20 protein-coding genes are annotated in these 25,097 nt (G+C 53.5%); 11 read left to right on the top strand and 9 right to left on the bottom strand.

Translation table 11 applies throughout. The annotated features are described in order from the left end of the window. The first annotated feature begins 1 nt into the window (after nt 1). From glgX to gap, 7 genes are read left to right on the top strand one after another with little or no spacing between them, the layout of a single operon-like run. The gene (gene glgX / locus ACN0V1_RS13840; protein ID WP_417545546.1) at nt 2-2,146 is read left to right on the top strand and encodes a glycogen debranching protein GlgX; all 2,145 of its coding nucleotides are present in this window, start codon (nt 2-4) and stop codon (nt 2,144-2,146) included. Continuing rightward, nucleotides 2,139-4,604 (top strand): glycogen/starch/alpha-glucan phosphorylase, encoded by a 2,466-nt coding sequence (locus ACN0V1_RS13835; protein WP_417545545.1) that lies wholly within the window; start codon nt 2,139-2,141, stop codon nt 4,602-4,604. Before glgX ends, ACN0V1_RS13835 begins: the two co-directional genes overlap by 8 nt. A gap of 48 nt (nt 4,605-4,652) precedes the next feature. Then, the gene (gene glgC, locus ACN0V1_RS13830) at nt 4,653-5,945 is read left to right on the top strand and encodes a glucose-1-phosphate adenylyltransferase (protein ID WP_417545544.1); all 1,293 of its coding nucleotides are present in this window, start codon (nt 4,653-4,655) and stop codon (nt 5,943-5,945) included. Between the two features lie 17 nt (nt 5,946-5,962). Next, on the top strand, nt 5,963-7,597 hold the full coding sequence (locus ACN0V1_RS13825) for an alpha-D-glucose phosphate-specific phosphoglucomutase (RefSeq protein ID WP_417545543.1): 1,635 nt from the start codon (nt 5,963-5,965) through the stop codon (nt 7,595-7,597). 15 nt (nt 7,598-7,612) lie between these two features. Further along, the gene (locus tag ACN0V1_RS13820) at nt 7,613-9,214 is read left to right on the top strand and encodes a glycogen synthase (protein WP_417545542.1); all 1,602 of its coding nucleotides are present in this window, start codon (nt 7,613-7,615) and stop codon (nt 9,212-9,214) included. Nucleotides 9,215-9,254: 40 nt separating this feature from the next. Continuing rightward, the gene (locus ACN0V1_RS13815) at nt 9,255-10,280 is read left to right on the top strand and encodes a glyceraldehyde 3-phosphate dehydrogenase NAD-binding domain-containing protein (protein WP_417545541.1); all 1,026 of its coding nucleotides are present in this window, start codon (nt 9,255-9,257) and stop codon (nt 10,278-10,280) included. Beyond that, the gene (gene gap / locus ACN0V1_RS13810; protein ID WP_417545540.1) at nt 10,277-11,281 is read left to right on the top strand and encodes a type I glyceraldehyde-3-phosphate dehydrogenase; all 1,005 of its coding nucleotides are present in this window, start codon (nt 10,277-10,279) and stop codon (nt 11,279-11,281) included. The genes ACN0V1_RS13815 and gap overlap by 4 nt, the downstream gene beginning before the upstream one ends. Nucleotides 11,282-11,306: 25 nt before the next feature. Here the strand turns inward: gap and ACN0V1_RS13805 are convergent, their stop codons facing one another. After that, entirely contained in the window at nt 11,307-12,803 is a 1,497-nt protein-coding gene (locus ACN0V1_RS13805; RefSeq protein WP_417545539.1) for a mannitol dehydrogenase family protein, read from the bottom strand. Between the two features lie 214 nt (nt 12,804-13,017). On the opposite strand from ACN0V1_RS13805, the gene ACN0V1_RS13800 reads away from it, so the two are divergent. The 3 genes from ACN0V1_RS13800 to ACN0V1_RS13790 all read left to right on the top strand — a co-directional run bounded on the left by ACN0V1_RS13800 (nt 13,018) and on the right by ACN0V1_RS13790 (nt 17,396). Continuing rightward, nucleotides 13,018-14,337: an ABC transporter substrate-binding protein gene (locus ACN0V1_RS13800; RefSeq protein ID WP_417545538.1), complete on the top strand. Its 1,320-nt coding sequence runs from the start codon at nt 13,018-13,020 to the stop codon at nt 14,335-14,337. A gap of 77 nt (nt 14,338-14,414) precedes the next feature. Next, nucleotides 14,415-16,178, top strand: a complete 1,764-nt coding sequence (locus ACN0V1_RS13795; protein WP_417545537.1) for a purine-cytosine permease family protein — start codon at nt 14,415-14,417, stop codon at nt 16,176-16,178. A 249-nt stretch (nt 16,179-16,427) separates the two neighbouring features. Next, nucleotides 16,428-17,396: a carbohydrate kinase family protein gene (locus ACN0V1_RS13790; RefSeq protein WP_417545536.1), complete on the top strand. Its 969-nt coding sequence runs from the start codon at nt 16,428-16,430 to the stop codon at nt 17,394-17,396. A 282-nt stretch (nt 17,397-17,678) separates the two neighbouring features. Here ACN0V1_RS13790 and hemH read toward each other — a convergent pair whose 3' ends face one another. Further along, nucleotides 17,679-18,788, bottom strand: a complete 1,110-nt coding sequence (hemH, locus tag ACN0V1_RS13785; protein ID WP_417545535.1) for a ferrochelatase — start codon at nt 18,786-18,788, stop codon at nt 17,679-17,681. A 35-nt stretch (nt 18,789-18,823) separates the two neighbouring features. After that, entirely contained in the window at nt 18,824-19,255 is a 432-nt protein-coding gene (locus ACN0V1_RS13780; RefSeq protein ID WP_417545534.1) for a TIGR01244 family sulfur transferase, read from the bottom strand. Nucleotides 19,256-19,690: 435 nt separating this feature from the next. On the opposite strand from ACN0V1_RS13780, the gene ACN0V1_RS13775 reads away from it, so the two are divergent. Next, entirely contained in the window at nt 19,691-20,107 is a 417-nt protein-coding gene (locus ACN0V1_RS13775) for a phasin family protein (protein WP_417545533.1), read from the top strand. 30 nt (nt 20,108-20,137) lie between these two features. On the opposite strand, the gene ACN0V1_RS13770 is transcribed toward ACN0V1_RS13775, so the two are convergent. From ACN0V1_RS13770 to ACN0V1_RS13745, 6 genes are all read right to left on the bottom strand, one after another. Continuing rightward, entirely contained in the window at nt 20,138-20,767 is a 630-nt protein-coding gene (locus tag ACN0V1_RS13770) for a TetR/AcrR family transcriptional regulator (RefSeq protein ID WP_417545532.1), read from the bottom strand. An 18-nt stretch (nt 20,768-20,785) separates the two neighbouring features. Continuing rightward, the gene (xthA, locus tag ACN0V1_RS13765; protein ID WP_417545531.1) at nt 20,786-21,598 is read right to left on the bottom strand and encodes an exodeoxyribonuclease III; all 813 of its coding nucleotides are present in this window, start codon (nt 21,596-21,598) and stop codon (nt 20,786-20,788) included. 80 nt (nt 21,599-21,678) lie between these two features. Beyond that, the gene (locus ACN0V1_RS13760; protein WP_417545530.1) at nt 21,679-22,437 is read right to left on the bottom strand and encodes a hypothetical protein; all 759 of its coding nucleotides are present in this window, start codon (nt 22,435-22,437) and stop codon (nt 21,679-21,681) included. Continuing rightward, nucleotides 22,434-22,955 (bottom strand): DUF2878 domain-containing protein, encoded by a 522-nt coding sequence (locus ACN0V1_RS13755; RefSeq protein ID WP_417545529.1) that lies wholly within the window; start codon nt 22,953-22,955, stop codon nt 22,434-22,436. The genes ACN0V1_RS13760 and ACN0V1_RS13755 overlap by 4 nt, the downstream gene beginning before the upstream one ends. Beyond that, nucleotides 22,952-24,223, bottom strand: coding sequence for a class I SAM-dependent methyltransferase (locus ACN0V1_RS13750; RefSeq protein WP_417545528.1), 1,272 nt, complete (start codon nt 24,221-24,223; stop codon nt 22,952-22,954). The genes ACN0V1_RS13755 and ACN0V1_RS13750 overlap by 4 nt, the downstream gene beginning before the upstream one ends. Further along, entirely contained in the window at nt 24,211-25,095 is an 885-nt protein-coding gene (locus tag ACN0V1_RS13745) for a DUF1365 domain-containing protein (protein WP_417545527.1), read from the bottom strand. Before ACN0V1_RS13745 ends, ACN0V1_RS13750 begins: the two co-directional genes overlap by 13 nt. Nucleotides 25,096-25,097: the final 2 nt, after the last annotated feature.

Genomic DNA, 25,097 nt, shown 5'->3' with positions numbered 1-25,097 from the left:
AATGACGACTCGGATGCTATCTGGCCATCACCACACTTTGGGTGCGCACTGGGACGGGGAGGGCGTCAACTTCGCGTTGTTTTCAGCCCATGCCGAGGCGGTCGAGTTGTGTCTGTATGATGTCACAGGACAAACGGAAACAGCCCGATATACGCTGCCGGAAAAAAACCACGAGGTTTGGCATGGCTATCTGTCCGGACTCGATCCGGGCGCCGTGTATGGTTATCGCGTATACGGACCCTACAACCCCCAGGCAGGACATCGTTTTAATCATCACAAATTGTTGCTCGACCCCTATGCCCGCCAGTTGATCGGAGAGTTCCGCTGGAATGATGCCCACTTTGGCTATCGCCGCGATGACCCCGAGGAAGATCTCTCTTTTGATACCCGTGATAATGCGCCCTTTATGCCAAAGTGTGTGGTCACAGCGCCGTCAGTTTTTGCAGATGATACCCGACCCAAGAAGCCGGATGTTTCCTGGAGCCAGACGGTAATTTATGAAACCCACGTGCGTGGATTCACCTTACAGCATCCCGATGTCCCGGAACTTGCGCGCGGAAAGTTTGCCGGGCTAGGTCACCCGAAAATTATTGCCTATCTCAAAGCCCTTGGTATCACCAGTGTCGAACTCTTGCCGGTGCAGGCGTTTAGCGATGAACATTTCGTTTACGAGAAGGGCCTGCGCAATTACTGGGGTTATAACACGTCAAGTTTTTTTGCACCGCACACGGCGTATCTGAATGAAAATGATGCGGCAGAATTCAGGCATATGGTTGATAACTTTCACCAAGCCGGTCTCGAGGTTCTGCTGGATGTTGTTTACAACCATACCAGTGAGAGTAATCGCCTCGGCCCCACTATGAGTTTCCGTGGCATTGATAATGCCTCCTATTATCGACTGCAGGCGGAGAACCCCCGCTACTACGTCAATGATACCGGCTGCGGAAATACGCTTAACGTGAGTCATCCCAGGGTGCTGCAATTGGTGATGGACAGTTTGCGCTATTGGTCCAGCGACATGGGTGTGGACGGTTTCCGATTTGATTTGGCGCCGGTGATGGGGCGTGAACCCAAGGGTTTTAACCCACGGGCCAGTTTCTTCCAGGCAATTGCCCAGGATCCCCAGCTGTCGCGAATAAAATTGATTGCCGAACCGTGGGATATCGGTCCCGGCGGCTACCAGTTAGGCAACTTCCCCGCGCCCTGGAGCGAGTGGAATGATGACTACCGCGATACTGTGCGTCGCTTCTGGCGGCGGGAGCCTGGACAGCTACCGACACTCGCACGACGCTTGCACGGCTCGGGCGATATTTTTGAGCGCTCGGGTCGCCGTCCGTACGCCAGCGTTAATTTCATCACCAGCCACGATGGCTTTACCCTACGTGATTTAGTGAGCTATCAGCAACGGCACAATTCGGCCAATGGTGAAAACAACAACGACGGTCATCGAGAAAATCTTAGCGAAAATTTTGGTGTGGAAGGTCCGACTGATGATGCGGCGATAGCGACAGCGAGGCGTCGTCAACAACGGAACCTGCTAGCCACATTGCTGGTCTCCCAGGGAACGCCAATGATTCTTGCGGGCGATGAGCTGGGGCGCAGCCAGCAAGGCAATAACAATGCCTACTGTCAGGACAATGAGCTGAACTGGATCGATTGGCCCTCGTTAGGGAAACACAGTGAAGATCTCAACGCATTTGTGACCTTGTTACTCAAACTGCGCGCAGACTACCGGATTTTGAGCCATCCCAGCTATATTCATCCGCCTCATCGACCGGAGAGCTACGATATAAAGTGGCTCAACAGCGATGGGCTGGAAATGCGCGAAGAACATTGGCAAGAGCACCACAGTTTTTTACTGGGCTACCTGCTAACGGGGCCCCACGACGAGCAGTCGCGTGTGACTTTGCTGGTCATATTTAATAACAGTACTCAGCAGCAGGAATTTCAGCTTCCGGACTATCAGGCAGAATCAGGGGAGTCGGCACTTTGTTGGCGCTGGCTTGCAGATACCAGTCGGGAACGCGGCATACCAGAGCGCCCCTCAGCCGCTTCCGGCGAAAAGCTGAATATTGACGAGCGCTCAGTGGCGATTCTAGGTTGTAATAAAGACATCAGGTTTGCACAGGGCACAAGCAATGATTAATCGCATAAAAGTCAGCAACGCTCAGGTAGAGCCCTTGGGTATGGATGAACAAAAGGTGGCCGAGGATCTTAACCGGCACGTGAGTTTGACACTGGGTCGCGACGAGGGCAATGAATCGCACGGCTACCTATTTGATGCCTTAGCTCTCACAGTGCAGGATCGCCTCATAGAACGATGGCGCGCGACTCGCGACCGCTATCGGGCCGAGCGTCCCAAACGTGTGAGTTACCTATCCATGGAATTTCTGATGGGTCGCGCGCTGAGCAATGCGGTCAACAATCTGGACCTTGAACAACCGGTTCGCCAGGCCTTAAGCAGCTACGGCTGCACACTGGAAGAGGTGGTGCAGGAGGAGCTGGACGCGGGCTTGGGCAATGGTGGTTTGGGCCGACTCGCCGCCTGTTTTCTCGATAGTTGCGCTAGCCTGCAGTTGCCGGTAACCGGTTATGGTATTCGCTACGAATACGGCATGTTTAATCAGAAAATAGTTGACGGTCATCAGGTGGAATGCCCAGATAACTGGTTGCGAGATGGCAGTCACTGGGAAGTCGAATCTCCAGAAAATACCGTGCGGGTAAAGTTTTTTGGTCACAGTGAGTATTACCGGGACCAGGCTAATCGTCAGCATTCGCGCTGGATAGATACGCAGGACGTGTTGGCCGTGCCCTACGATGTGCCGGTGCCGGGGTATCGCAATGAAACCGTAAATACGCTGCGTTTGTGGAAATCTGCAGCCACCGATGAATTTAATCTCGAAGATTTCAATGCGGGCAGTTATACCGAGGCCGTCGCCGCGAAGAATCTCGCGGAACAAATCACCATGGTGTTGTACCCCAATGACGCCAGTGAAAACGGTAAGGAGCTGCGTTTGCGGCAACAGTATTTTCTTGCCTCTGCCAGTCTGCAAGATGTTTTGCATCGTTGGGTAAAAAATCATGGAGAGGATTTCAGTGAGTTTGGGGAGAACAATTGTTTCCAATTGAACGATACGCATCCGTCCATCGCAGTTGCTGAATTGATGCGTTTGCTAATGGACGATTATCTGCTGAACTGGGAGCAGGCATGGAAAATTACCAGCAGTACCATGGCCTATACCAATCACACCTTGTTACCCGAGGCTTTGGAAAGATGGTCGGTAGGGCTTTTCAAGGAATTACTGCCCCGGCTGCTCGACATTATCTACGAGATCAACGCTCGATTTCTCACCCTGTTGGCCGAGCGCTGGCCCGGAGACAGAGCGCGCCAGCAAAGACTGTCAATCATCGAGGAAGGTGATCATCCACAGGTCAGAATGGCCTATCTCGCCATTGTTGGCAGCCATTCTGTCAACGGCGTGGCGGCCCTGCACACCCAGTTGTTAATAGAGGGCTTGTTCCACGAGTTCTATCAACTGTGGCCAGAAAAATTCAATAACAAAACCAATGGTGTAACGCCCAGGCGCTGGCTGGCCCTGTCGAATCCCGGTTTAAGCGAATTGATAACAGAGGTGATCGGCCAAAATTGGATACGGGACCTGGATGAAATCGCACGGCTGCGGCTATTTGCCGATGACGAGGCGTTTCGACTGCGCTGGCGGGCTGTCAAGCAAGCCAATAAAGCGCGACTGGCAGGGCTTGTTGAACGAGATTGCGGCGTCCGGTTTGATCCGGACATGCTGTTTGACGTCCAGGTGAAACGTATTCATGAGTATAAACGGCAGTTACTCAACGTACTGCATATCATTCATTTGTATGACCGGGTTGTCCGGGGTGATGTGAAGGGCATGCAACCCCGCTGTGTGCTGATCGGTGGAAAGGCAGCGCCAGGCTACGTCATGGCAAAGACTATCATCAAGCTGATTAACAATGTAGCGGCAGTGATCAACAAGGATAGGCGCATGCAGCCCTGGTTACGGGTGGCTTTTTTACCTAACTATCGAGTCACTTCCATGGAAGTGATTTGTCCGGGCACCGATTTGTCCGAGCAGATCTCAACGGCGGGCAAGGAGGCATCAGGTACCGGCAACATGAAGTTTATGATGAATGGCGCCCTCACCATTGGCACACTCGATGGCGCCAATATTGAAATTCGTGAGGCGGTGGGACCGGAAAACTTTTTCCTCTTTGGTCTTGAGGCGCACGAAGTCCAGGCCGCACGGCAAAGCTATAACCCGGATGCCATTATCGCTGATGACGCGGATTTTTCACGGGTGATGCAATTATTGGAAAGCGGACATTTCAATTTGTTTGAGCCCGGTATCTTTGATTCCGTGGTCGCCTCCATTCGCAGTTGCGACGATGCCTGGATGACCGCGGCAGATTTTCGTGGCTACATCAATGCTCAGCAGGCTGTGTCCACGGCCTATCAGGACACGCAAGCCTGGACCCGTATGAGTATTTACAACACGGCGGCCAGCGGTCGCTTTTCGAGTGACAGAACGATTCGAGACTATAGTAAAGAAATATGGGGATTGTGCTGATTCCTCAATATCCACTATTTCAACCCGGCATAACACGAGGAATTCACCATGGATGATACAAAGTCCAATGAAAAAATGAATGAGAGCCCTCGCTATGTAAGTCGTTTAACAAAAGACACACTTGCCTTGATATTGGCGGGAGGGAGGGGGTCCAGGCTTTACGAGCTGACCGATTGGCGGGCGAAGCCCGCCCTGTACTTTGGTGGCAAGTACCGCATTATTGATTTTCCCCTTTCGAACTGTATCAATTCCGGTATTCGCAGAGTGGGCGTGCTTACCCAGTACAAGTCGCATTCCCTGCTGCGCCACCTGATGCAGGGATGGAGCCACTTCAAGAAAGAGCTGGGAGAATTTATCGAAATTCTACCAGCATCCCAACGGTATTCGGATGACTGGTATCAGGGTACCGCCGATGCGGTCTACCAAAATATGGACATAATCCGCGCGGAGAATCCCAAGTACGTGATGATATTGTCTGGCGACCATATTTACCAAATGGACTACGGTGACATGCTCGCGCAACATGTGGATAGAGGCGCCGATATGACGGTCTCTTGTCTGGAGGTTCCTATTGAGGAGGCTGCCGGCGCCTTTGGTGTGATCAGCGTTGACGAAGAGGGGCGGGTGATAGCCTTCGATGAAAAACCCGAGCATCCAACACCGATACCCGGTGAGAGTGGGCTGACGCTGGCCTCCATGGGCAACTATATATTCAACACCGAATTTTTGTTCGAGCAGTTGCTAAAGGATGCGGGAAATCCGGATTCAAACTCTGATTTTGGTGCGGATATTATTCCCTCCATTATTAAAAGTCACAAGGTGTACGCCTCTCCTTTTCGCGATCCGCGAACCAAAGGGCGACCTTACTGGCGGGATGTGGGGACTCTGGATTCTTATTGGGAGGCGAATATGGAACTGGTTTCACCACAGCCTGCGTTTAATCTGTACGATGCGAGTTGGCCTATATGGACTTATCAATCGCAGTTGCCGTCGGCCAAGTTTCTGTTTGATGACGACGATCGTCGGGGCATTGCGGTTGATTCAACAGTATCCAGTGGCTGTATTGTATCTGGGGCCAAATTGCGAAAGTCCCTGCTGTTCTCGAATGTCCGGGTCGATAGCTACACAGATATAGAGGAATCTATCTTGTTGCCCAATGTGACTGTGGGTCAGCGTTGTAAAATTCGCAAAGCCATTCTTGACCGCGGCTGTCACATTCCAGACGGGTCTGAAATTGGTGTCGATCATGAGCAAGATAAAGCCAACGGTTATCGGGTAACGGCCAAGGGTGTGGTGCTGGTGACACGGGGTATGCTGGGTCAGCCGGAAGGCTTTGCTTAGGCATTGGGGGAATAGCTATGGCGATAAAAACAATTTCTACGCAGGTTTTTGAGGGGCAAAAGCCAGGCACCTCTGGTTTGCGAAAAAAAGTGAAGGAGTTTCAGCGCAGCGGCTATCTGGAAAACTTCGTTCAGGCCATTTTTAATACGATAGCCCCCTGCGATGGCCACACATTGGTCGTCGGCGGTGATGGCCGGTTTTTCAATCGGGAAGCCATTCAAGTGATTATTCGCATGGCTGCCGCGAATGGTTTTTCACGGTTGCTGGTGGGCCAGGGGGGCATTCTCTCTACGCCAGCGGCTAGCTGTATCATTCGAAAACACCAGGCCCGCGGCGGGATAATTCTGTCTGCCAGTCACAATCCCGGTGGGCCGGATGGCGATTTTGGCATCAAGTTCAACGGCGACAATGGTGGCCCAGCGCCAGAAAGCTTAACTGACAGCATATATCAACAGACACTGTCGATTGATCACTATCTTATCGAGGACGCGGAAGATGTGAACCTCGATCAATTGGGAGCTTACTCGCTGGCGGGCACCGCGATAGAAATCATCGACCCCGTTGCAGACTATGCTGATCTTATGGCATCTCTGTTCGATTTTGAGCGCATGAAGGCCTTACTGACGAACGGTAAGTTCCGCATGTGTTTCGATGCCATGCACGCGGTCACCGGGCCCTATGCCAAAGAGATATTTGAACGTCGTCTGGGCGCAGCAGAGGGCACAGTGATTAATGGCGTGCCGTTAGAGGATTTTGGTGGCGGTCATCCGGACCCCAATCAAGTACACGCCCACGAACTGGTGGCACTACTGAATGGGGATAACCCTATGGACTTCGGCGCCGCCTCGGATGGCGACGGTGACCGCAATATGGTCCTCGGCAAAGGTTTTTACCTCAATCCCTGCGACAGTCTGGCGGTCATGGCGGCCAACGCACAGTATATACCCGGCTATGCTGAGGGTATCGCAGGGATCGCAAGATCCATGCCCACTAGTCGGGCGGCCGACCGAGTGGCGAAAAAACTGGGCATCCATTGCTATGAAACGCCAACGGGCTGGAAGTTTTTTGGCAATCTACTGGATGCGGGGAAGATTACGCTTTGTGGAGAGGAGAGCTTTGGTACCGGCTCGGATCATGTCAGGGAGAAGGATGGGATGTGGGCGGTACTGTTCTGGCTCAACCTGATCGCAGTGAGAAACCAGCCTCTGGGCGAAATTGTCAAGAATCACTGGACACGATATGGCCGTGATTACTTTACCCGTCACGATTATGAAGCTGTGAATAGTGAACGCGCGGCGGACATGATCGAACGATTGCGTGGGCAATTGCCCGATCTCCCGGGGCGGGAATTCGCCGGCCTTTGTATCGAATCTGCCGACGATTTTAGCTACACCGATCCCATTGATGGCAGCGAAACCTGTAATCAGGGTGTTCGGATTTGTTTTGACAACGGCGGCCGGGTTGTATTCCGCCTCTCCGGTACAGGAACCGAGGGCGCTACGCTTCGGGTTTACTTTGATCAGTATCAAAATGACCCCACACTGTTGGGGCAGGACCCACAAAAGGCTTTGGCGACCTTAATGGACGCTGCAGATCAAGTTGCCGGGATTATCGAGTATACCGGACGCGAGAAGCCGGACGTGATTACCTGATATGGGGAAACAGCAATGAAAGTGCTGATGGTGGCCGCCGAGAATGACGCTATCCCCGGTGGCAAGGTCGGTGGTATCGGCGATGTTGTTCGCGACATTCCCATTGCTCTGGCTAGCAAGGGACATCAGGTCGATGTGGTGACGCCGGGTTACGGAGCCTTTTCAGCGTTACCCGGTAGTGAGCGGGTAGGAACACTCCAGGTTATGTTCTGGGGCCAGCGACAAGCCGTCGACATTTTTCGAGTTCCCGGAAAAAAACCCTGGAAAAACGTCACCCTATGGGTGCTGGAGCACCCGCTCTTTGCCGCGGGCGGCCCCGGGAAAATTTACTGTGATGATCCGGGTAACAGGCCGTTTGCAACCGACGCCAGCAAATTTGCACTGTTTAGTGTCGCGGTAGCTCAGGCGATTATTGAGGGCAGATTTGCCGCGATTGATGTTTTACATCTACACGACTGGCACGCTGCAATGGTGAGTGTGTTGCGGGCCTTTGACCCCACCTACAAAGCATTGAAATCAATCCACACGGTATACACTATCCACAATCTTGCCTTACAGGGCGTTCGTCCAATGGCGGGTGACGAATCCTCCCTACGTGCCTGGTTTCCCTATTTGAATTACGACGCCCAACGGCTGAATGATCCAAGAGCTCCGCACTGTATCAATCCCATGCGCGCGGGAATAAACCTCAGTGACAAAGTTCATGCAGTGTCACCTACCTACGCCCGTGAAATACAGCAAGCCAGTGATCCAGTGCAGGGCTTCTTTGGCGGTGAGGGGCTGCATGAGGATTTGGAGCGAGCGGCCAAAGAAAATCGCTTGCATGGTATTCTCAATGGCTGTGAATATCCCGGTCCGACTACAAAAACTTTGTCAGCCGGCGAACTATTCTTGCAATGCGAAACTCAGTTGCTGCAATGGGTCGGCCGCAAGCCCGGGGTCGAAAGTGCTCATTTTATTGCCAGTAGACGGCTGGCGCATAATATTTCAGCACTCAGTAGTGCAGCAAACTCCCCCCAGGGCTTACAGAAGCAGCCTTTTCTTGCAACGTCGGTGGGGCGGATTACCGATCAAAAAATGCTGCTATTGCGCCAGAGGATGTCCGATGGCGAAACGGCTCTGGACCATTTGCTCAATGTACTTGGTGACGAGGGCATGCTGGTTCTACTCGGTAGTGGTGATGTTGGGCTGGAGCAGTTTCTGACCGAGGTCTCCTCCCGACGCACAAACTTTATTTTCCTCAAAGGTTACTCCGAGACGATATCCCTTAGTCTCTACAGCAGTGGCGATTTATTTCTGATGCCCAGCTCGTTCGAACCCTGCGGTATCAGCCAGATGCTGGCGATGCGGGCCGGTCAACCCTGCCTAGTGCACAGTGTGGGAGGCTTAAACGATACGGTCAGAGATGCCGAAGACGGTTTTGCATTCAGCGGGGCCAGTCTTCAACAACAGGCCGAAAATATGATTGTTTCTTTCAAGGCAGCCGTCCAACTGAAGTCAGCAGACCCAGCTCAGTGGCAGAGAATAGCTTCGTCCGCTGCCGCCGCCCGATTTTTGTGGAGTGATGTAGCCGATGAGGTAGTGCGTTCCCTGTATACGAATTCTTTGCACAGGTAGCGCAGGGCCACCGGGATCGAAAAAGTTAGGGAGAGCAAGTATGCCAGCTAGAACACCGATCAGAATTGGCATCATGGGCTTTGGTCAGACGGGTCGCCAGATCTATGACTTGGCCTCGCACAGCGATGACGTCGATGTCGTTGCCATTGCCGATATTGGCCAGCCGGAAATTCTGCACTATCTTTTGTGTTCGGAAGTCGCCCAGCCCCAGCGGCATACTATCGAAGGCAATTTCCTGGTGAATCCGCGCTTCAAGACGCGCCTCATTGGCATTGATCGACCGGCCGAAATGCCGTGGGATGTGTTTGGTGTTGACGCGGTGATTGATTCTACCGGCATCTACCGAGACTGTGCGGCCATGCAGGACCACCTGAGGAATGGCGCGCAACGGGTGTTGCTGCGCACTTTGCCCGGTGAGGAAATAGATCGCATTGTCATTCCCGGCATTAATCAGGCCAGTATTGCCGCGAGTGACCGGATGATCTCTGCGGGTTCGGCGACAACCACAGCGCTCGCCCTTCTGTTGCACATTCTTTCCCAGCGGTTTGCGATTGAGTGCGGAAGCATGACGACGGTGCACGCCTACACCTCGGATCAGGCGTTGCAGGATTATGCCGGAGCGGATTTTCGTCGCAGTCGTTCGGGAGCGATAAACATTATTCCCAACACCCACGAGGCTGCTTTGTGGCTGGGCCACATACTTCCGGACTTTGACGGGAAGATCACTACCTCTGCGCTCAATGTGCCCATCTACGAAGGCTGCCTGCTGGACACCAATCTGGTGTTCGAAGACGCCACGGTTACGGCGGAAGATATCAATAATGCCATGCGAGTCAGTGCAAAAGACTATCCGGGTATCGTTGATGTCGTAGAGGACCCTATTGTGTCCTCCGACGTGATCGGTAACTCTCATTCGTTGCTGTTTGATCTCCAGGGAACCATCAAGGCCGGTGAGTCCATTATCAAAACCTTGGGCTGGTATGAGAATCTCGGCCATGCGGCGCGTTTACTGGATGTGGTGCGTTTGTATTCACAGTTGGATCGTCAACAGGAGACCGCGTCATGAGAGTCGCTATCAATGGTTTTGGACGCATAGGGCGGTCGGTATTTCGCATCCTGGATAATGTGGACGGGATCGATGTCGTCGCTATTAACGATCTTTTCGATTTTGGTGCGCTACGCTACCTGCTCAATTACGACACGGTCATGGGGCCCTTTGGCAAGAGCCTGGTCCTTGATGGCGATGAATTTGTGACCCCCAAGGGACGGACCAAATTGCTCAGCGAGCGCAATCCTGCCGATCTCCCGTGGGCGGCATTGGGCATTGATGCGGTGGTGGAGTCGACGGGTGTCTTCCGCAGCCGCGCGCAATTGCAGTGGCATCTCGACGCGGGTGCCAAGCGAGTGGTATTGACCGTGCCTGCGTCCGAGCCAATCGATTACACCGTCGTAATAGGTGTCAACGACGAGGGCCTGAATGAGCAGCACCGTATTATTTCCAACGCAAGCTGTACGACTAATTGTCTGGCACCAATGGCGCGCGTACTGCATGAGGAGTTCGGTATTGTCGAAGGTGTGATCAATACTGTGCATGCCTATACCAACGATCAGCGCCTGGCGGATGTACCGCATTCCGATTGGCGTCGCAGTCGGGCTGCCGCTGCGAATATTATTCCAACCTCTACCGGGGCTGCCAAGGCCGTTGGCGAAGTGCTGCCGGAATTGAAAGGGCGATTACACGGAATTGCCGCACGGGTGCCCGTCCCGGACGGTTCTGTGGTTGACCTGTTTGTAAAGCTGGCGAAGAACGTCTCTGTTGCAGATGTAAACGACACCGTAAAAGCCGCAGCCGCCCGTGAACATCTGAGTGGGATTCTGGCTTACACCGACCGGGCTATCGTGTCTTCGGATATCATAGGCGATTCGCATTCATCCATCTACGATTCCAAGTTCACGGCTGTCATCGGTGGTCGTTACCTGCGTGTACTTAACTGGTATGACAACGAATGGGGCTATTCCAGCCGCGTTTGTGATTTGCTGGCGCGAATTGGTCAGTGGAGTGATTAATGTGGTTAAGAGGTGTTGTTTCTGGCTACTCCCGCCCGTTGAGCAGCGCTTGCATATGCTGAGTGATATCCGGGTTTTCGTAGAGCTTACCAACCATTCTGCTGTATTCATCCGTGAAGGACTTTCTCTGGACCAGGTCACCAAAGACCGACTCCACTTTCAGGAATGCAAGTTTTTCCTTTGATGTTCCGGCAGCCGCCCGATGCAGGGCGTCTTTCATCTCATCGACGATTTCCAGCTGCTCACCGTCCTTGCTCACGCCCTTATCGGAATAGTAGCACCACGCGGCAATCACCAGAGTTGCATATTTAATGCTGCCTCCCTGCTTCAGGTTCTCAGTGATGGTGGGAATCAGAAACACCGGAAGTTTGCTGGAGCTTTCCAGGCAGATGCGGGCCAGGTTGTCCTTGATATTCGGATTCGAGAAGCGTTCGAGAAGGGTATCTTTGTAATCGTCGAGATCAACTCCATCGACCGCATCCAGTACCGGAGTCGCTTCCGAGTCCATGAAGGCGCGCAAATACTTGGCAAATAATTCGTCCGATACACATTCGTCGATTGTTTCGAAGCCATGGATGGAACCCAGGATACCCAGCACGGTGTGCCCCGCATTGAGCAACCTGAGCTTCATCTTTTCATAGGGCGTTACGTCGGGCACAAACTGGGCGCCGACCGCTTCCCATCCGGGTCGGCCGTTGGAGAATTTGTCTTCGATAACCCATTGGCTAAAGGGTTCGCAGGTCACCGGCCAACCATCGCGCATGCCCACCTGGTTCTTCAGATAGTCCATATCAGCCGCTGTGGTTACGGGGGTGATTCGATCAACCATGGCATTGGGGAAGCAGACCTCGCGTTCAATCCATTCGGCAAGTTCCGGGTCCTGTTCACGCACGAAGCCTAACAGCATTTTTCGAGTCAAATCGCCATTGTGCTGGATGTTGTCGCAGGATTGGACGGTGAACGCCGGAATCTTTGCATCCCGTCGCTTTCTCAACGCACTACTCAAATAGCCGAACACCAGTTTGGGTTGCAGCGGATTGTTCAGATCATGCTTCGCGTCAGGGTTGTCAAAATTGAACTCTCCGGTGGCGGGATCTACATTGTAACCGCCCTCTGTAATCGTCAGCGACACAATTTTGGTCTCCGGACTGGCCATCCTGTCGATCACGGAGGCCGGGTCGTCACAGCCCATCAAAAAATCCACGAGGGAGCCGATTACCCGGTTTTCGATTTTTCCATCGGTGTGTTTGACGATGAGAGTGTAGAGGAAGTCCTGATTCTTCAGGATATCCCTCAGCTTTCTGTCTGCCGCCCTTACGCCGACCCCGCAAATGCCCCAGTCGGTACCCATGCCTAAACCCAAGAGTTCATCCGTGTAGCAGGCTTCATGGGAACGGTGAAACCCCCCGACGCCAACGTGCACAATGCCTGTCTTAAGCTCGCTGCGGTTGTATTCAGGGTATACAACGTCGTCTGGTAACTGATGCAGATTGTTCTGATTAAGGCTGATGGCATCTTTCATAACGTAGGCTCCACACTTATCTCCTTAGCCTAGTTCACTCAACGGTTTCTGCCACGGTGTCAAACCGTCTGTTGGTCTGTCCTTGAGGCCGCATGTGACACCGTATCGGCAGGTAAACCGTGTTGGTGAAGTCGCTCAGCGTGGACTAATGTTATTAATACACAACTGGCCAGTAATGAGGTAGCGCTAGTCTATAAAGAGCGACGGAGGTCGAATGAAAAACATGTTGCGCACTTTGGTTGCCGCATGGGCAATGTTGTTACTGGCAGGTGTGGCCACTGCAGAAACGATTACCATCGCCACCGTGAGCAATGGCGACATGATCCGCATGCAAGAGTTGGCGGTCGAGTTTACCGCTGAAAATCCCGATATCGAGCTGGAATGGGTTACGCTGGAGGAGGGTATTCTGCGCCAGCGGGTTACCACCGATATTGCAACGAACAGTGGGCGCTTTGATATCGTCACTATCGGAAGCTACGAAGCACCGATCTGGGCGATGCGCGGTTGGTTATTGCCCCTGAGCGATATGCCCAAGGAATACGATGTCGATGATCTGATTCCCTCGATAAAAGAAAGCCTGTCTTATAAAGGGGTTCTTTATGCCGCGCCTTTTTATGGCGAGTCGTCGTTCACCATGTACCGCACGGACTTGATTGAAGCTGTCGGCTTAGCGATGCCTGATGAGCCCACGTGGGATTTTATCCGCAAGGCCGCGGCGGCGATCGCTGAAAAAAACCCTGAAGTCCATGGCATTTGCCTGCGTGGCAAGCCTGGCTGGGGTGAAAATGTCGCCCTGATCACAGCCATGGCCAACTCCTACGGCGCGCGTTGGTTCGATGAAGAGTGGCACCCCCAGTTCGACAGTGCAGCATGGTCCGGCGCAATAAATGACTACGTCAAGCTGTTGCAGGACTTCGGTCAGCCGGACCCCACATCGACCGGCTACACGGAAGCGCTGGCGCTATTCCAGGCGGGCAAATGCGGAATCTGGATCGACGCGACGGTTGCGGCATCGGCCGTTTCCGATCCGCAGACATCGAGGGTCGCGGATCATGTCGGGTTCGCCAAGGCGCCTGACCGGGGCCTCGGCAAGCGGAGTAATTGGCTCTGGACCTGGGCGCTTGGGGTATCTGCAGCGTCGGAACACCAGGAGGCCGCAAAGACATTCGTGGCGTGGGCAACGTCCAAAAAATACGCCCAGCGGGTGGCGGAGCGCGACGGTTGGCTCAACGTCCCGCCAGGCACACGAGTGTCGCTATATAACAATCCCGAATATCTGCAAGTCGCGCCTTTCGCCCAGATGGTGCTGGCGGCAATCGAGACCGCAAATCCGGGCGATCCGACGGTCGATAAGGTGCCCTATACAGGAATACAGTACGTCGCGATTCCGGAATTTCCCGCAATGGCGACGGCTGTTGGCGAGCGATTCGCAAAATCTCTGGAGGGTGAGATTTCCACTGCAGAGGCTTTGGAAAATGCGCAATGGGTGACGGAAAAGGTTATCGAACGAGCTCGGTTTATTCTGGATGACTAAGGCAAAAGCGGGGGATGATGCCCGTATCTCCGTCTTTGCGAGGCAAACATTCGAATAAAGGCAAACGAGGGTTCAACATGACCAATATCGCAAAGGAAGAGAATCAGCCTATCGCGGAGATGGACGACGAACTCCTACCGATTCCGGAGCACCGGACGCACGGTCCAGGGCACTTTCTCGGCCTCTATGGGTCCGAACACGTTGCTGCGACCGAATTCGTCATTGGCGCTGCATTTGTGGCTATGGGCGCGACGATCCACGACATCCTGCTCGGGCTGTTCATCGGCAATACGCTTGCCGTGCTGAGCTTCTGGCTCATCACCGCGCCGATCGCGGTCAAAACGCGGCTTAGTCTTTACACCTATCTCGAACGCAACATGGGCGAGCTGGTCCCGCGGCTCTACAACGGTGCGAATGTGCTGATCTTCGTGGCCATCTCGGCCGCCATGATCACCGTATCGGCAACTGCCGTTCGGATACTCTTCGATATTCCGCCTCAGATCTATCCCTATCCCAGCAATGCCGCCTTTGCGGCCATCGCCGCATCGGCAAGCGTGATCGCTGTGGTGGTGGCCTATTACGGTTTCAAGGTGGTGGCCGAGTTTGCCACCATCTGCACACCCTGGCTGATGGTGATGTTCACGGCGGGTGGCATGGTGCTGATCCCGGCGCTAAACGAAACGCTGACCGGTTACACGACGCTTGCAAGTTTCTCGGACTTCGTGAATTTGGCGGGAGCGACTGTTTTTACCGGCATCAATGCTGAAGGGGAACCCGGGATCGGATTGTTGGAAGTGATCGGCTTCGCCTGGGCAGCGAACACATTTGCGCACTTCGGTCTCGTCGACATGGCGCTCCTGCGTTACGCAAAAAAATCGATTTATGGCCTTTGTACCGCAACCGGCATGATGTTTGGCCACTACATCGCGTGGATATCTGCAGCACTGATGGGGGCGGCGACGGCGTCGATCATGAAGTTGAGCGTCGCTGTTGTTTCACCCGGGGATGTTGCCTACTACGCGCTTGGCGCCACAGGCTTCGTGATTGTAATTATTGCGGGATGGACAACGGCCAACCCCAACCTCTATCGCGCCGGTCTTGCAGCCCAGGCGGTGTTCCCGAGCGTCGCACGCCAGAAGGTAACGCTTGTTGTCGGCGCTGTGGTGGTCGTGTTAAGTGCTTTCCCGTTCATCTACCGCAGCATCCTGCCAATTCTTGCCTACGCAGGACTTGTTCTTGTACCCATCGGCGGCATTGTACTCGCCGAACAGCACATCTTTCCCAAGCTGGGTTACAAGAGCAACTGGCACCGCCTCAAGGGCGTCAAGGACAATATGCCGGCGCTGATCACCTGGGGTATCTGTCTCGTGTTCGGCTTTGGGTTGAACTTCATCAACATCATCCCGTTCGTCTATCTCTTCCTGCCGACCTGGGTCCTTTCCATCGTCTGCTACACACTCCTCGCCAAGCGAGCCGGTGCCGACAAGAGCTACCCCGAGGCCGAGAAGCGCGAGGCCGACTTCCACCGGAGGGTCGAGGAATACCACGCCGAACTGGCACGGACGGAGAGCAAAGAGCACGTCAAGGACACCTCGATGTTGACCAAGGCCATCCGCGCGATCTGGATTGTTATCGGCCTTGTGATACCAGCCATTCTCGCGTGGCGCGTCTTGTTCAACAGCCCTGATCTGTACGCATATTACGTGAACCGGGAGCTGTTTTACGATGTGACGATCTGGTGCACCCTTATCTACTTCGTGTTTGCCTGGTGGGATTTGCAGCGGTCCAAATCTGTTCAACGGTCCAGCGAAACGTCCGCTGAGAAAGTTGCGGCAGTCTAAGCGCACTGTATGCTGAACTTATCACTCCGGTTTCCAAAGGGGTGCACGAAATGCTCGCGCAGTTGGAAAAGTAGTGACGAGAGCTGGAGGGCGAATGCCACAGAAGGGGATAACTTTAATGACGCAAGCGCATACTCTCAAGACACACGGTAGTTTGTCCGTTGGCGTAAGTATTCGGGGTCACTCTGCAATCGCTTACCCAGCGATGCGTTTGGCCAACGACCTGCGCGCTGTGGTCAGGTGCTTGTCATGATCTTGTGCTGTGGTGAAGCGTTAATCGACATGATTCCGACGGTAGACGTACATGGCCGCAACGCCTATGTGCCGCACCCGGGCGGGTCGGTGTTCAACACGGCCATTGCGCTAGGTCGATTGGGTCTGGAACCGGGGTTTCTTTCTGGTTTGTCCACGGACCTCTTTGGGAAAATGATCCAGAACAGCCTGGCTGAATGTGGGGTCAAACATGCCCTGTCCGTTTACAGTGACCTGCCAACCACTTTGGCCTTTATTGAGCTAAATGACGGCCACGCGCAATATCATTTTTACGACGAGAATACCGCGGGCCGTATGCTGACAGAAGATATGCATCCTCCTATTCCACAAACCGTTTCTGCGATATATTTCGGGGGCATCAGTCTTATCGTTGAACCGTGCTGTGACTTTTATATCAGCCTCGCAAAACGCGCATCACTCGACAAGGTGGTTATGGTTGACCCGAACATCCGCCAAAGTTTCATCCGGGATGTTGACCGCTACCGTGCACGTTTAGACACCTTGCTTGCAGCTTGCAACATTCTGAAAGTTTCTGACGAAGATCTGGACTGGATTGCGCCAGGGCCTCTTTCACTGTTAGAAAAGGCTAAGGAACTGCGTCTGAAAGGTCCGGAAATGGTCATCCTGACGCGCGGAAAAGACGGGGCAACTGCCATATTTGGGGATGATGAGATCGTTGACGTGCCCGCGCGCAAGGCACATGTTGTTGATACCGTTGGTGCGGGCGATACGTTCAATGCCGGGGTGCTCGCAGCGCTGTCAGTAGCAGGTGTTCTTAGCAAAGCTGGCATCGAAAACGTCACGGCAAGTGTCGTGAAAGATGTTCTGGAGTTTGGTGCGCAGGTAGCGGCCATAAACGTCTCTAGATCCGGTGCAAATCCGCCATGGGCACATGAATTGTCGGGATTAATACCGCCGTTTCAAAATGGGAAAAATACTGTTTGATGACGTAAGAAAGGCTGCGCCTGCCGAAAACCCTGTACGTGTTGAGTTTTTAGAACACCTCTGCCCGTGCTAGGAGTCTGCGCGGCAGAAGTGTTCTGAGCAAGGGGTTCTGCCGCGCAGACTCCTATGTAGCTCACCCGTTTCCTGGGTCGGTGAAGAGGTCAGCGAACAACTGGGCCTCATCCCGGCCAAGATCCAAGTGATTAAACTCCAGCTACATCGCCCCATCTTCTATTGTGTGACGAGGTTTTGTATTTATACGCCGTCACTGAGCCTGTTACGTCAAAGATCACGGCCAGGGTAGGTCGCGTTCTTTTGCTCGTCAGCGAGCTTCTGGCGAGTGGCCAGTGTTTCGGGCAGGTTATCCGGGGACGTCCAGCCCTGCAGGTTATCCTCTATCAGCTGTACCAAGGCATCAATGTGGCCGGGAGTGGCATTCAGCGCTGTGATGTAGCTGAATTTCTCACCGCCGGCTTCCATGAAATACCCTCGATTTTCTTCATCAATCTCTTCGACGGTTTCCAGGCAATCTGACGAAAAACCCGGACAAAACACATCAACGGACTTCACTCCCTGCCCGGGAAACGCTTTAAGCGTCTCGTCGGTGTAGGGTTTGAGCCATTCTTCCCGGCCGAAGCGGGACTGGAAAGTGGTCATATAATCTTCTTTCGCCAGCCCCAGCCGTTCAGCAAGCAGCCTCGAGGTTTTATGGCACTCGCAATGGTACGGATCACCCTTGGTCAGGTATTTGAGAGGCACACCATGATAGGACAGCAACAGTTTCTGATTGCGGCCGTGGTTTGACCAGTGGTTGTTGATGTGTCGCGCCATCGCCTCAATGTAGGGCGAGTAGTCCGGGTAATGGGATATAAAGCGCAGATCGGGCAACCAGCGGCGTGTTGAAAAATCTTTGGCTATTGCATCAAAGGTCGATGCGGATGTGGAGGCGGAATATTGTGGATAGAGCGGCAGTACCATCAACTTTCTGACGCCCTGTTCCTGCATTTCGTCAAGCACCTTGGGAATGGAAGGGTTGCCGTAACGCATGGCAAAACCTACAACCACGTCGGGGCCATACTTTTTTTTCAGAGCTTCCCGAATGCCCTCCGCCTGCTTTGCGGTATGGGTCAGCAGTGGTGAGCCCTCAGGCTGCCACACGGTTGCGTAAGCTGCTGCGCTGCGCTTGGGGCGAATGCGGAGGATAATACCATGCAATATCAGCCACCACAGAGGGCGGGGTAACTCCACAACTCTTGGGTCGGAAAGGAATTCCGCCAGATAACGTCGTAAAGCTGAAGGGGTCGGGGCATCAGGCGTACCAAGATTGGTAACCAGCACGCCAATCCTTTCCGGTTGGTTGTGCCGGAAGTTCTCTGAACCTTTGTATTGCATGGGAGGGTGGATCCTGAGCGTTTGAAGCGAAGCGGCTATTTCTGGTTGTCGGACTGTTGCGCCATGCGCGGGGCAAGACCGCTGATATCGTAGCCGGCATTGCTGGCTTTCGTGAATATTTCCCGGGCAGGAGTGGTGCGTGCAGCACTCAGGGCCCAAAGAACCGTGCATCGGGTGCCAGTCCGACAGAAAGCCAATACGGGCTTTTCGGAATCCCGGATCATTGCTGAAAACTGGTCTACGTCTGCGTCGGTCACATTTCCGGAGGCAACGGGCATGTAAATCCAGGTCATACCGTTTTCCCGGGCGGCGGCTTCAATATCAGCCATTGCGGGCTGACCAAATTCTTCCTTATCCGGACGATTAGCTACCAATGTTCTGAAGCCAAGCCTGGCCGCCTCTGCCACATCTCCGTATGTAATCTGGGGCGCAACGGAAATTGTGTCGTCGATCTTTCGGATGTCCATGGGGTTTCGTCTCCGGATTCAATAAAGAGCGAAGCCATCATCGCACAGCTGATGACGTCTGTCAGAATGGGACTGTGTAATTGGGTGTTCATCCCTCGGGTGTCGTTTGAGAGATGGTTTATTATGGAAGAAGCGTATAAGCAGACGCAATATTATAAAAAAGCCCGGCAAGAATGCCGGGCAGAGGCGTGCGAGTAGTATCCATGAAAAACTTCCAAACAAACCGTCGTCAGCAGAGACTCCGGTATAGATAAGTATTGACTATAATTTGAACACTTCAAGGATCGGGCCGCTGCATTTGAAAACATTTTTTCATATGGAACCCGCCTTTATACTGCCGCCTTTGGTAATGCGGCTTCCAGGCCGACTGAAATCGGCTGCAAGCTGTAATACAATAGCGCTTTATATGCATTATCCCACCCCAGAGGTTGTTACATGTCTGATGAGAACGACAAGAAGCCCGAAAACGACCCGCAGCTGGCTGCAAAAATAAAAGGTTCAGCCCGTCAGATATGGCTTGCAGGCTTGGGGGCCTACACCAAGGCAGAAGAAGATACCGGTCGCTTTTTCGAACGTCTGGTTCAGGAAGGTGAGCAGCTCGAAAACAAGACCCGCGGTGCGGTCGAAAAGCAGATTCGTTCAGTGGAAGATCGCGTGGAGGGGGTTCGTGAGCGGGCCACCGGGACCTGGGACAGGCTTGAGCACCTGTTTGACGAACGGGTGTCTGGAGCTTTGCGTCGCTTGGGCATTCATCGAAGGGAAGACTTCGAAGCTCTTGAGCACAGAATAGAAGCTCTGGAGGCCGAATTGTCCGCACTCCGTAACAGTAATAACAGAGATGAAGAAGAGTAGGCTGGTGCCAGCAGCTGACAAGACGGATCTCTACAGATAGTCCCTGCTGATCAGTTTCGCGTCTTCCTGAACATCTGTTGCGAAATAAGGCACCATCAGGTGCATCATCTGATAGACACCTCGGCCGGGATCCACAGATTCTCGATCGTCAAGATGCGAGAGCGTATCAAACGCGCTCCAGTAACATGCGGTGAGGGTTAGCTGTTCACATAGTGAATCCAGCTCGTCCTGCTCGATTTGCATCATGTTCTGGCGCCGCAGGCTTTCGCAAATGCTTCTGAAAGCCCTGGTTTTCTTTTTCAGAACCCGTTTGAAACGAGCCTGTAAACGCTCGTAACGCGATAGCACGTTCACCAGGTCCTGATACAGAAAGCGATAGCGGGCCACCGCTTCAAACAACAGATGCAAGAAAAAGCTCTGTTGATCCAGGCTGATATCCACGTCCTCAGGAACCGCCAGCAGGTCCTGCATTTCCGCCTCGAAGGCTATAAACAGCTCTTCGACAATGTCGCCTTTGCTTCTGAAATGGTAATACAGATTACCCGGGCTGATATCCAGTTCATCTGAAATGAGCAGGGTCGTCACGTTTGGCTCGCCCAGGCTGTTGAACAGCGACAGGCTGGTGTTGAGGATGCGGTCGCGGGTTTTTACTTTGGTCATAGTGCGCCCGGCCAATTCTCAGAGTTCAAAGGTTGCCCACACCGGGCAGTGATCAGATGGCCGCTCCATCCCACGGAAATCATAAGAAACGCCGGCTTCGCGGGCTTTGGGTAACAGGCCGTCGCTCGCCATGATCAGATCAATGCGCAGGCCACGCTTGGGCTCACGCTCGAAGCCTTTGCTGCGGTAATCGAACCAGCTGAATGTTTGCGCATCGTCCGGATGAAGGTAGCGGAACACATCAGTATAGCCGCGGCGTTCAACCTGGCCCAGCCACTCCCGTTCTTCCGGGAGGAACGAACATTTCCCGGTACGCAGCCAGCGCTTGGCGTTTTCCGGGCCTATACCTATGTCTTTATCCGTTGGTGAGATATTCATATCGCCCATGATGACCACATGGCCATCCTGTTCGTTAAGCTCGTCCAGGTAGGCCATCAGGTCGGCGTAGAATTTTTCTTTAGCAGGAAACTTGATCGGGTGACTGCGGCTCTCGCCCTGCGGAAAGTAGCCATTAATTACGGTGAGCTTCTGGCCATTAACGGTGAATTGCCCCGTAATCAAACGGCACTGGGCCTCTTCAGCATCGCCGGGATAGCCTTTAACCACTTGATCGGGCTCGATACGGGAAAGCAGCGCAACACCGTAGTGCGTTTTCTGGCCGTGGAAGTATACGTGATAGCCAAGTTCGCGAATGGCTTCTACTGGAAACTCTTCGTCTCTTACCTTGGTTTCCTGCAGGCCTATGAAATCGGGATTGTGGCTTTCAATCAGCGCTTCAAGCTGATGCAGGCGAGTACGGATACTGTTGACGTTAAAAGACACAAACATCATGGCTAAAAACTCTCCGGCGTTGGTTGCCGCAGAAGTTTAACACATTGAAACCGGTGTATTGCCTTCCCTATGGGGCAGCATCAGGGTGTCAGTTTACATTCCGGGTAGTTGCTGATGGCATAGCGGATAATGGCGGTGTAGTTCTGATCTGCATTCTCGCGCACATTGGTCAGGCCGGCGTAAGCGGTAAGTGCGCCTTTTTCGTTGTAGCCGAGAACGATGGGATCCACCAGGAATTTGAGCAAGAGACTGTCCGGGCGAATTTGCACCACGTGATCAGCCTTCACATCTGCGCTTTCGGCGGGCTCCAGAATAAAGGCGTAATCCGTACCCCGGGTTGGTGCCAGGAAACGGAATTTCACGGATTCGCCGCTGACAATGTTGTCCCAGTGCTGTCGTATCAGGTTGTCAAAGCCTGCATCGACCACCAACTTGTCGGATATTTCTGTGATCGAGCGCTTTGTGGCACCCTCAGGCTGCTGCCACGCAATCGCTACAGAACCTGAAGCCGGGTAAGTGATCTTCAGCGACTCGTCAAAATCGGGCTGCCGGTAATTCACTGTTGGGCGAATAGCCGACGCGCTGTAATCGAGTGTCTTTTCAGCGAAAGTCTCACTGCTGCCTTCGCCCTGCCGCATATACGCAACCCGATGCTCAATTGGTCGGTACACCCCGTTTTCACAGGCGCCATCGACTTGATGCCGCTCCTCATACAGTGTTTCCCCCTCTCGGCTCTGGGCGAATCCGGTGAACTGAAGCACGTCAGCAGACACCTGCCCGGAAAGTGCAACGAGAACAACCGCAAAAGGGGCGAAGCATGAGCATGCACTGCGGTTCATGACGAAAGCTCCGGATAGAGTGATTTTCGGGCAAACAGCAATAACGGGAATACCAGCAGCCAGCCCAGAGCCAGTGCGATGAGTGAAGGCACCAGATCAGGCAGTTCAACGGTTCCTATTTTGCTTGCCGACCAATAGGCGAACGGCCCTGCAACAGGTGCAAACAGGAACGCCAGCCAGACTTTGCGGCTGATCCAGTTGAGCGAGTGGCTGAGAGTGGTCATAAAAATAGCCCAGATGGCGACAAGCCAGAGTGGAGTAATCAGCACCGCTCCGCTGCCGTCATCCAATATGCCAAACCGGAACCAGAGCCCGTCGAGCACCGCACCTGTAACCGTTCCCAGTCCGATAAACTGAAGCTCTGTAAACCGGTTCTGGCTCACCAAAACAAAGTGTATGACCAAAAAAAACAGAACCAGAACCGGGCCAAGCAGATTGGGGTATGCCACGCAGGCGAACCAGCCAATCTGAAACAGCAAGAAATTCAGTATATTACGAACAGTTTCTGAAGTGATCATACACTCAATATGTTCCGCCGCTTGTTACCTGGCTTGGCGAAAACAAGCTGTGATACGCCGATGGCACGCTCACTGAACCCTGCTTCGCAATAAGCAAAGTAGAAGTTCCAGAGCCTGCGGAAGGCTTGGTCATACCCCTTGGATTCGAGCTGTTCGCGGTTGGCCATGAAACGCTCACACCAGTCGCGGAGCGTACGAGCGTAATGAAAGCCGGTGTCTTCGGAATGGGTCAGCACTAGGTTTGACTCATTTCGCACTGATTCCAGAATGGCGCCGAAGGATGGAATAAAACTTCCGGGGAAAATAAAGCGCTGGATGAAATCCACATTTTTGAGGGCGCGAAGATAGCGTTGTTCAGGCATGTTAATGGCCTGAACAAGGGCCAGGCCGTCCGGCTTCAGAAGCGCGCTAATCTGGCTGAAATAGCTGTCCAGAAACTGTGGCCCCACCGCTTCGATCATTTCAATGGAAACCAGCTTGTCGAACTGGCCTGCAAGATCCCGATAGTCATCAAACAGCAGGGTGATTCTGTCTTCGAGGCCCTCACTGCAAACCCGATCCTGTGCAAGTTCCAGCTGTTCTTTTGAAATCGTCGTGGTGGTTACGTGGCAGCCATAGTGTTTGGCCGCGTGTATGGCAAAACCGCCCCAGCCAGTTCCTATCTCGATAACCCGGTCGTTTGGCTGCAAATCCAGCTTCTGGCAAATGGTATCCAACTTGTGAACGGCGGCTTCTTCAAGCGTCGACTCCTCGCTGGGATAAATCGCGGAGGAATACATCATGGTTGGATCGAGGAACGTCTCAAACAGGTCGTTGCCCAGATCATAGTGTGCGCTTATGTTCTTTCGGGAGCCGTCTTTAGTGTTGCGGTTAAGCCAGTGCAAACCCTTGAGTGCTGGTTTGGTTACCCAGCTGAATTTATCTTCAAATTCATTCATACGATCGATATTGCGGGTAAAGAACCGGAGCAGTGCAGTCAGGTCGGGGGAGGACCAGTCACCGGCCACATACGCTTCGGCAGCGCCTACGCTACCTCCGGTCAGCAAATCCCGCCATGTACTCTGATCATGAACTATCAGCTCTGCTGGCCAATGCTTTGTATTGCCATCTCCGAAAACCAGATCGTCCATGCCGGACTGCCTGATGGTCAGCATGCCTTCACGTAACTGACCAAGTTGCTGAATTACCAGACTTTTAGCAACCTGGCTCAGCAAACTGCCCTTTCGCGAGCTGGCAATGGAATTCGCCGACGTGTTCATGTTCTCCATGAGCTTACCTTTCCTCGAATCTTGCTTGAGTCGTCTGCACTGGTTACATCTACGCCATGATCGCCGCTACCCAGGCTGTGGGACGGGTCGCTTTCGCCAAGCTTGTCCGGGTGGGTGTAAAACGGCGCGCCCTTAAACTTCAGTTTCAGGGCGTGCCAGTAAATGCCGGTGGCCACCTTGAGCGCTTCCACAGGGAACTGGCGCAGACTTTTATGAAGAGTCTTACGTGTAAGTGGTGCTCTTCGGACTACAAGCGTGGCGTCAAAATGTTTTTTTCCTTCTTCCAGCACGTTCATATGAATTCTCAGTTCTGGCCCGCGAATGCTGAACGTCCACTCGTAGTGCTGCGCCATGGTGTTGAAGGGAGAAACATGGAAGCGTTTGGAGAACCCGAACTGCTCGGTGCGCCAGCCTGCAGCATTGGGCTCGCTGCCCGTGGTTTCCAGGCAGTAGGTGTGGCGCTCATTCCAGGGGGTATTGGTGATCTGCGCCACAATCACAGCAGGAACGTCACCATCAGCGCCGCTCTCGCCCATGCGGTAGCAGAAGTAGAAGCTCACCGGATTGAATACATAGCCTGCGTAGCGAGGATGGGTGATCAGCTCTACTACGCCGTCCGGGCGCCAGCCGGTTGCTGTTTCAACCTGTGCCCGCACCGCTTCCGAAAGCTCCCCCGCCTCGGGCCGAAAATAGTCTTTTCGCTTCAGGGATAGCCAGTTGAAGCGTTCCAGCGAAAAAAATGGGCTCACGCGGGTAACCGTATTCCACTCGTCGGTGTCCAGCGCCAACATACCCGTGTGGTATTCAAACTCATGCCGAACGGGATACAGGCGCCGGTGCCGGATTGAGCCTTGTAACCATTGGCTGCTCATTA

It is taken from the genome of Marinobacter sp., from assembly GCF_048266785.1.
In the GTDB taxonomy this organism is placed as follows: domain Bacteria; phylum Pseudomonadota; class Gammaproteobacteria; order Pseudomonadales; family Oleiphilaceae; genus Marinobacter.
The sequence above is the reverse complement of the archived record's forward strand: the minus strand, read 5'-3'. Positions and strand labels throughout refer to the sequence as shown.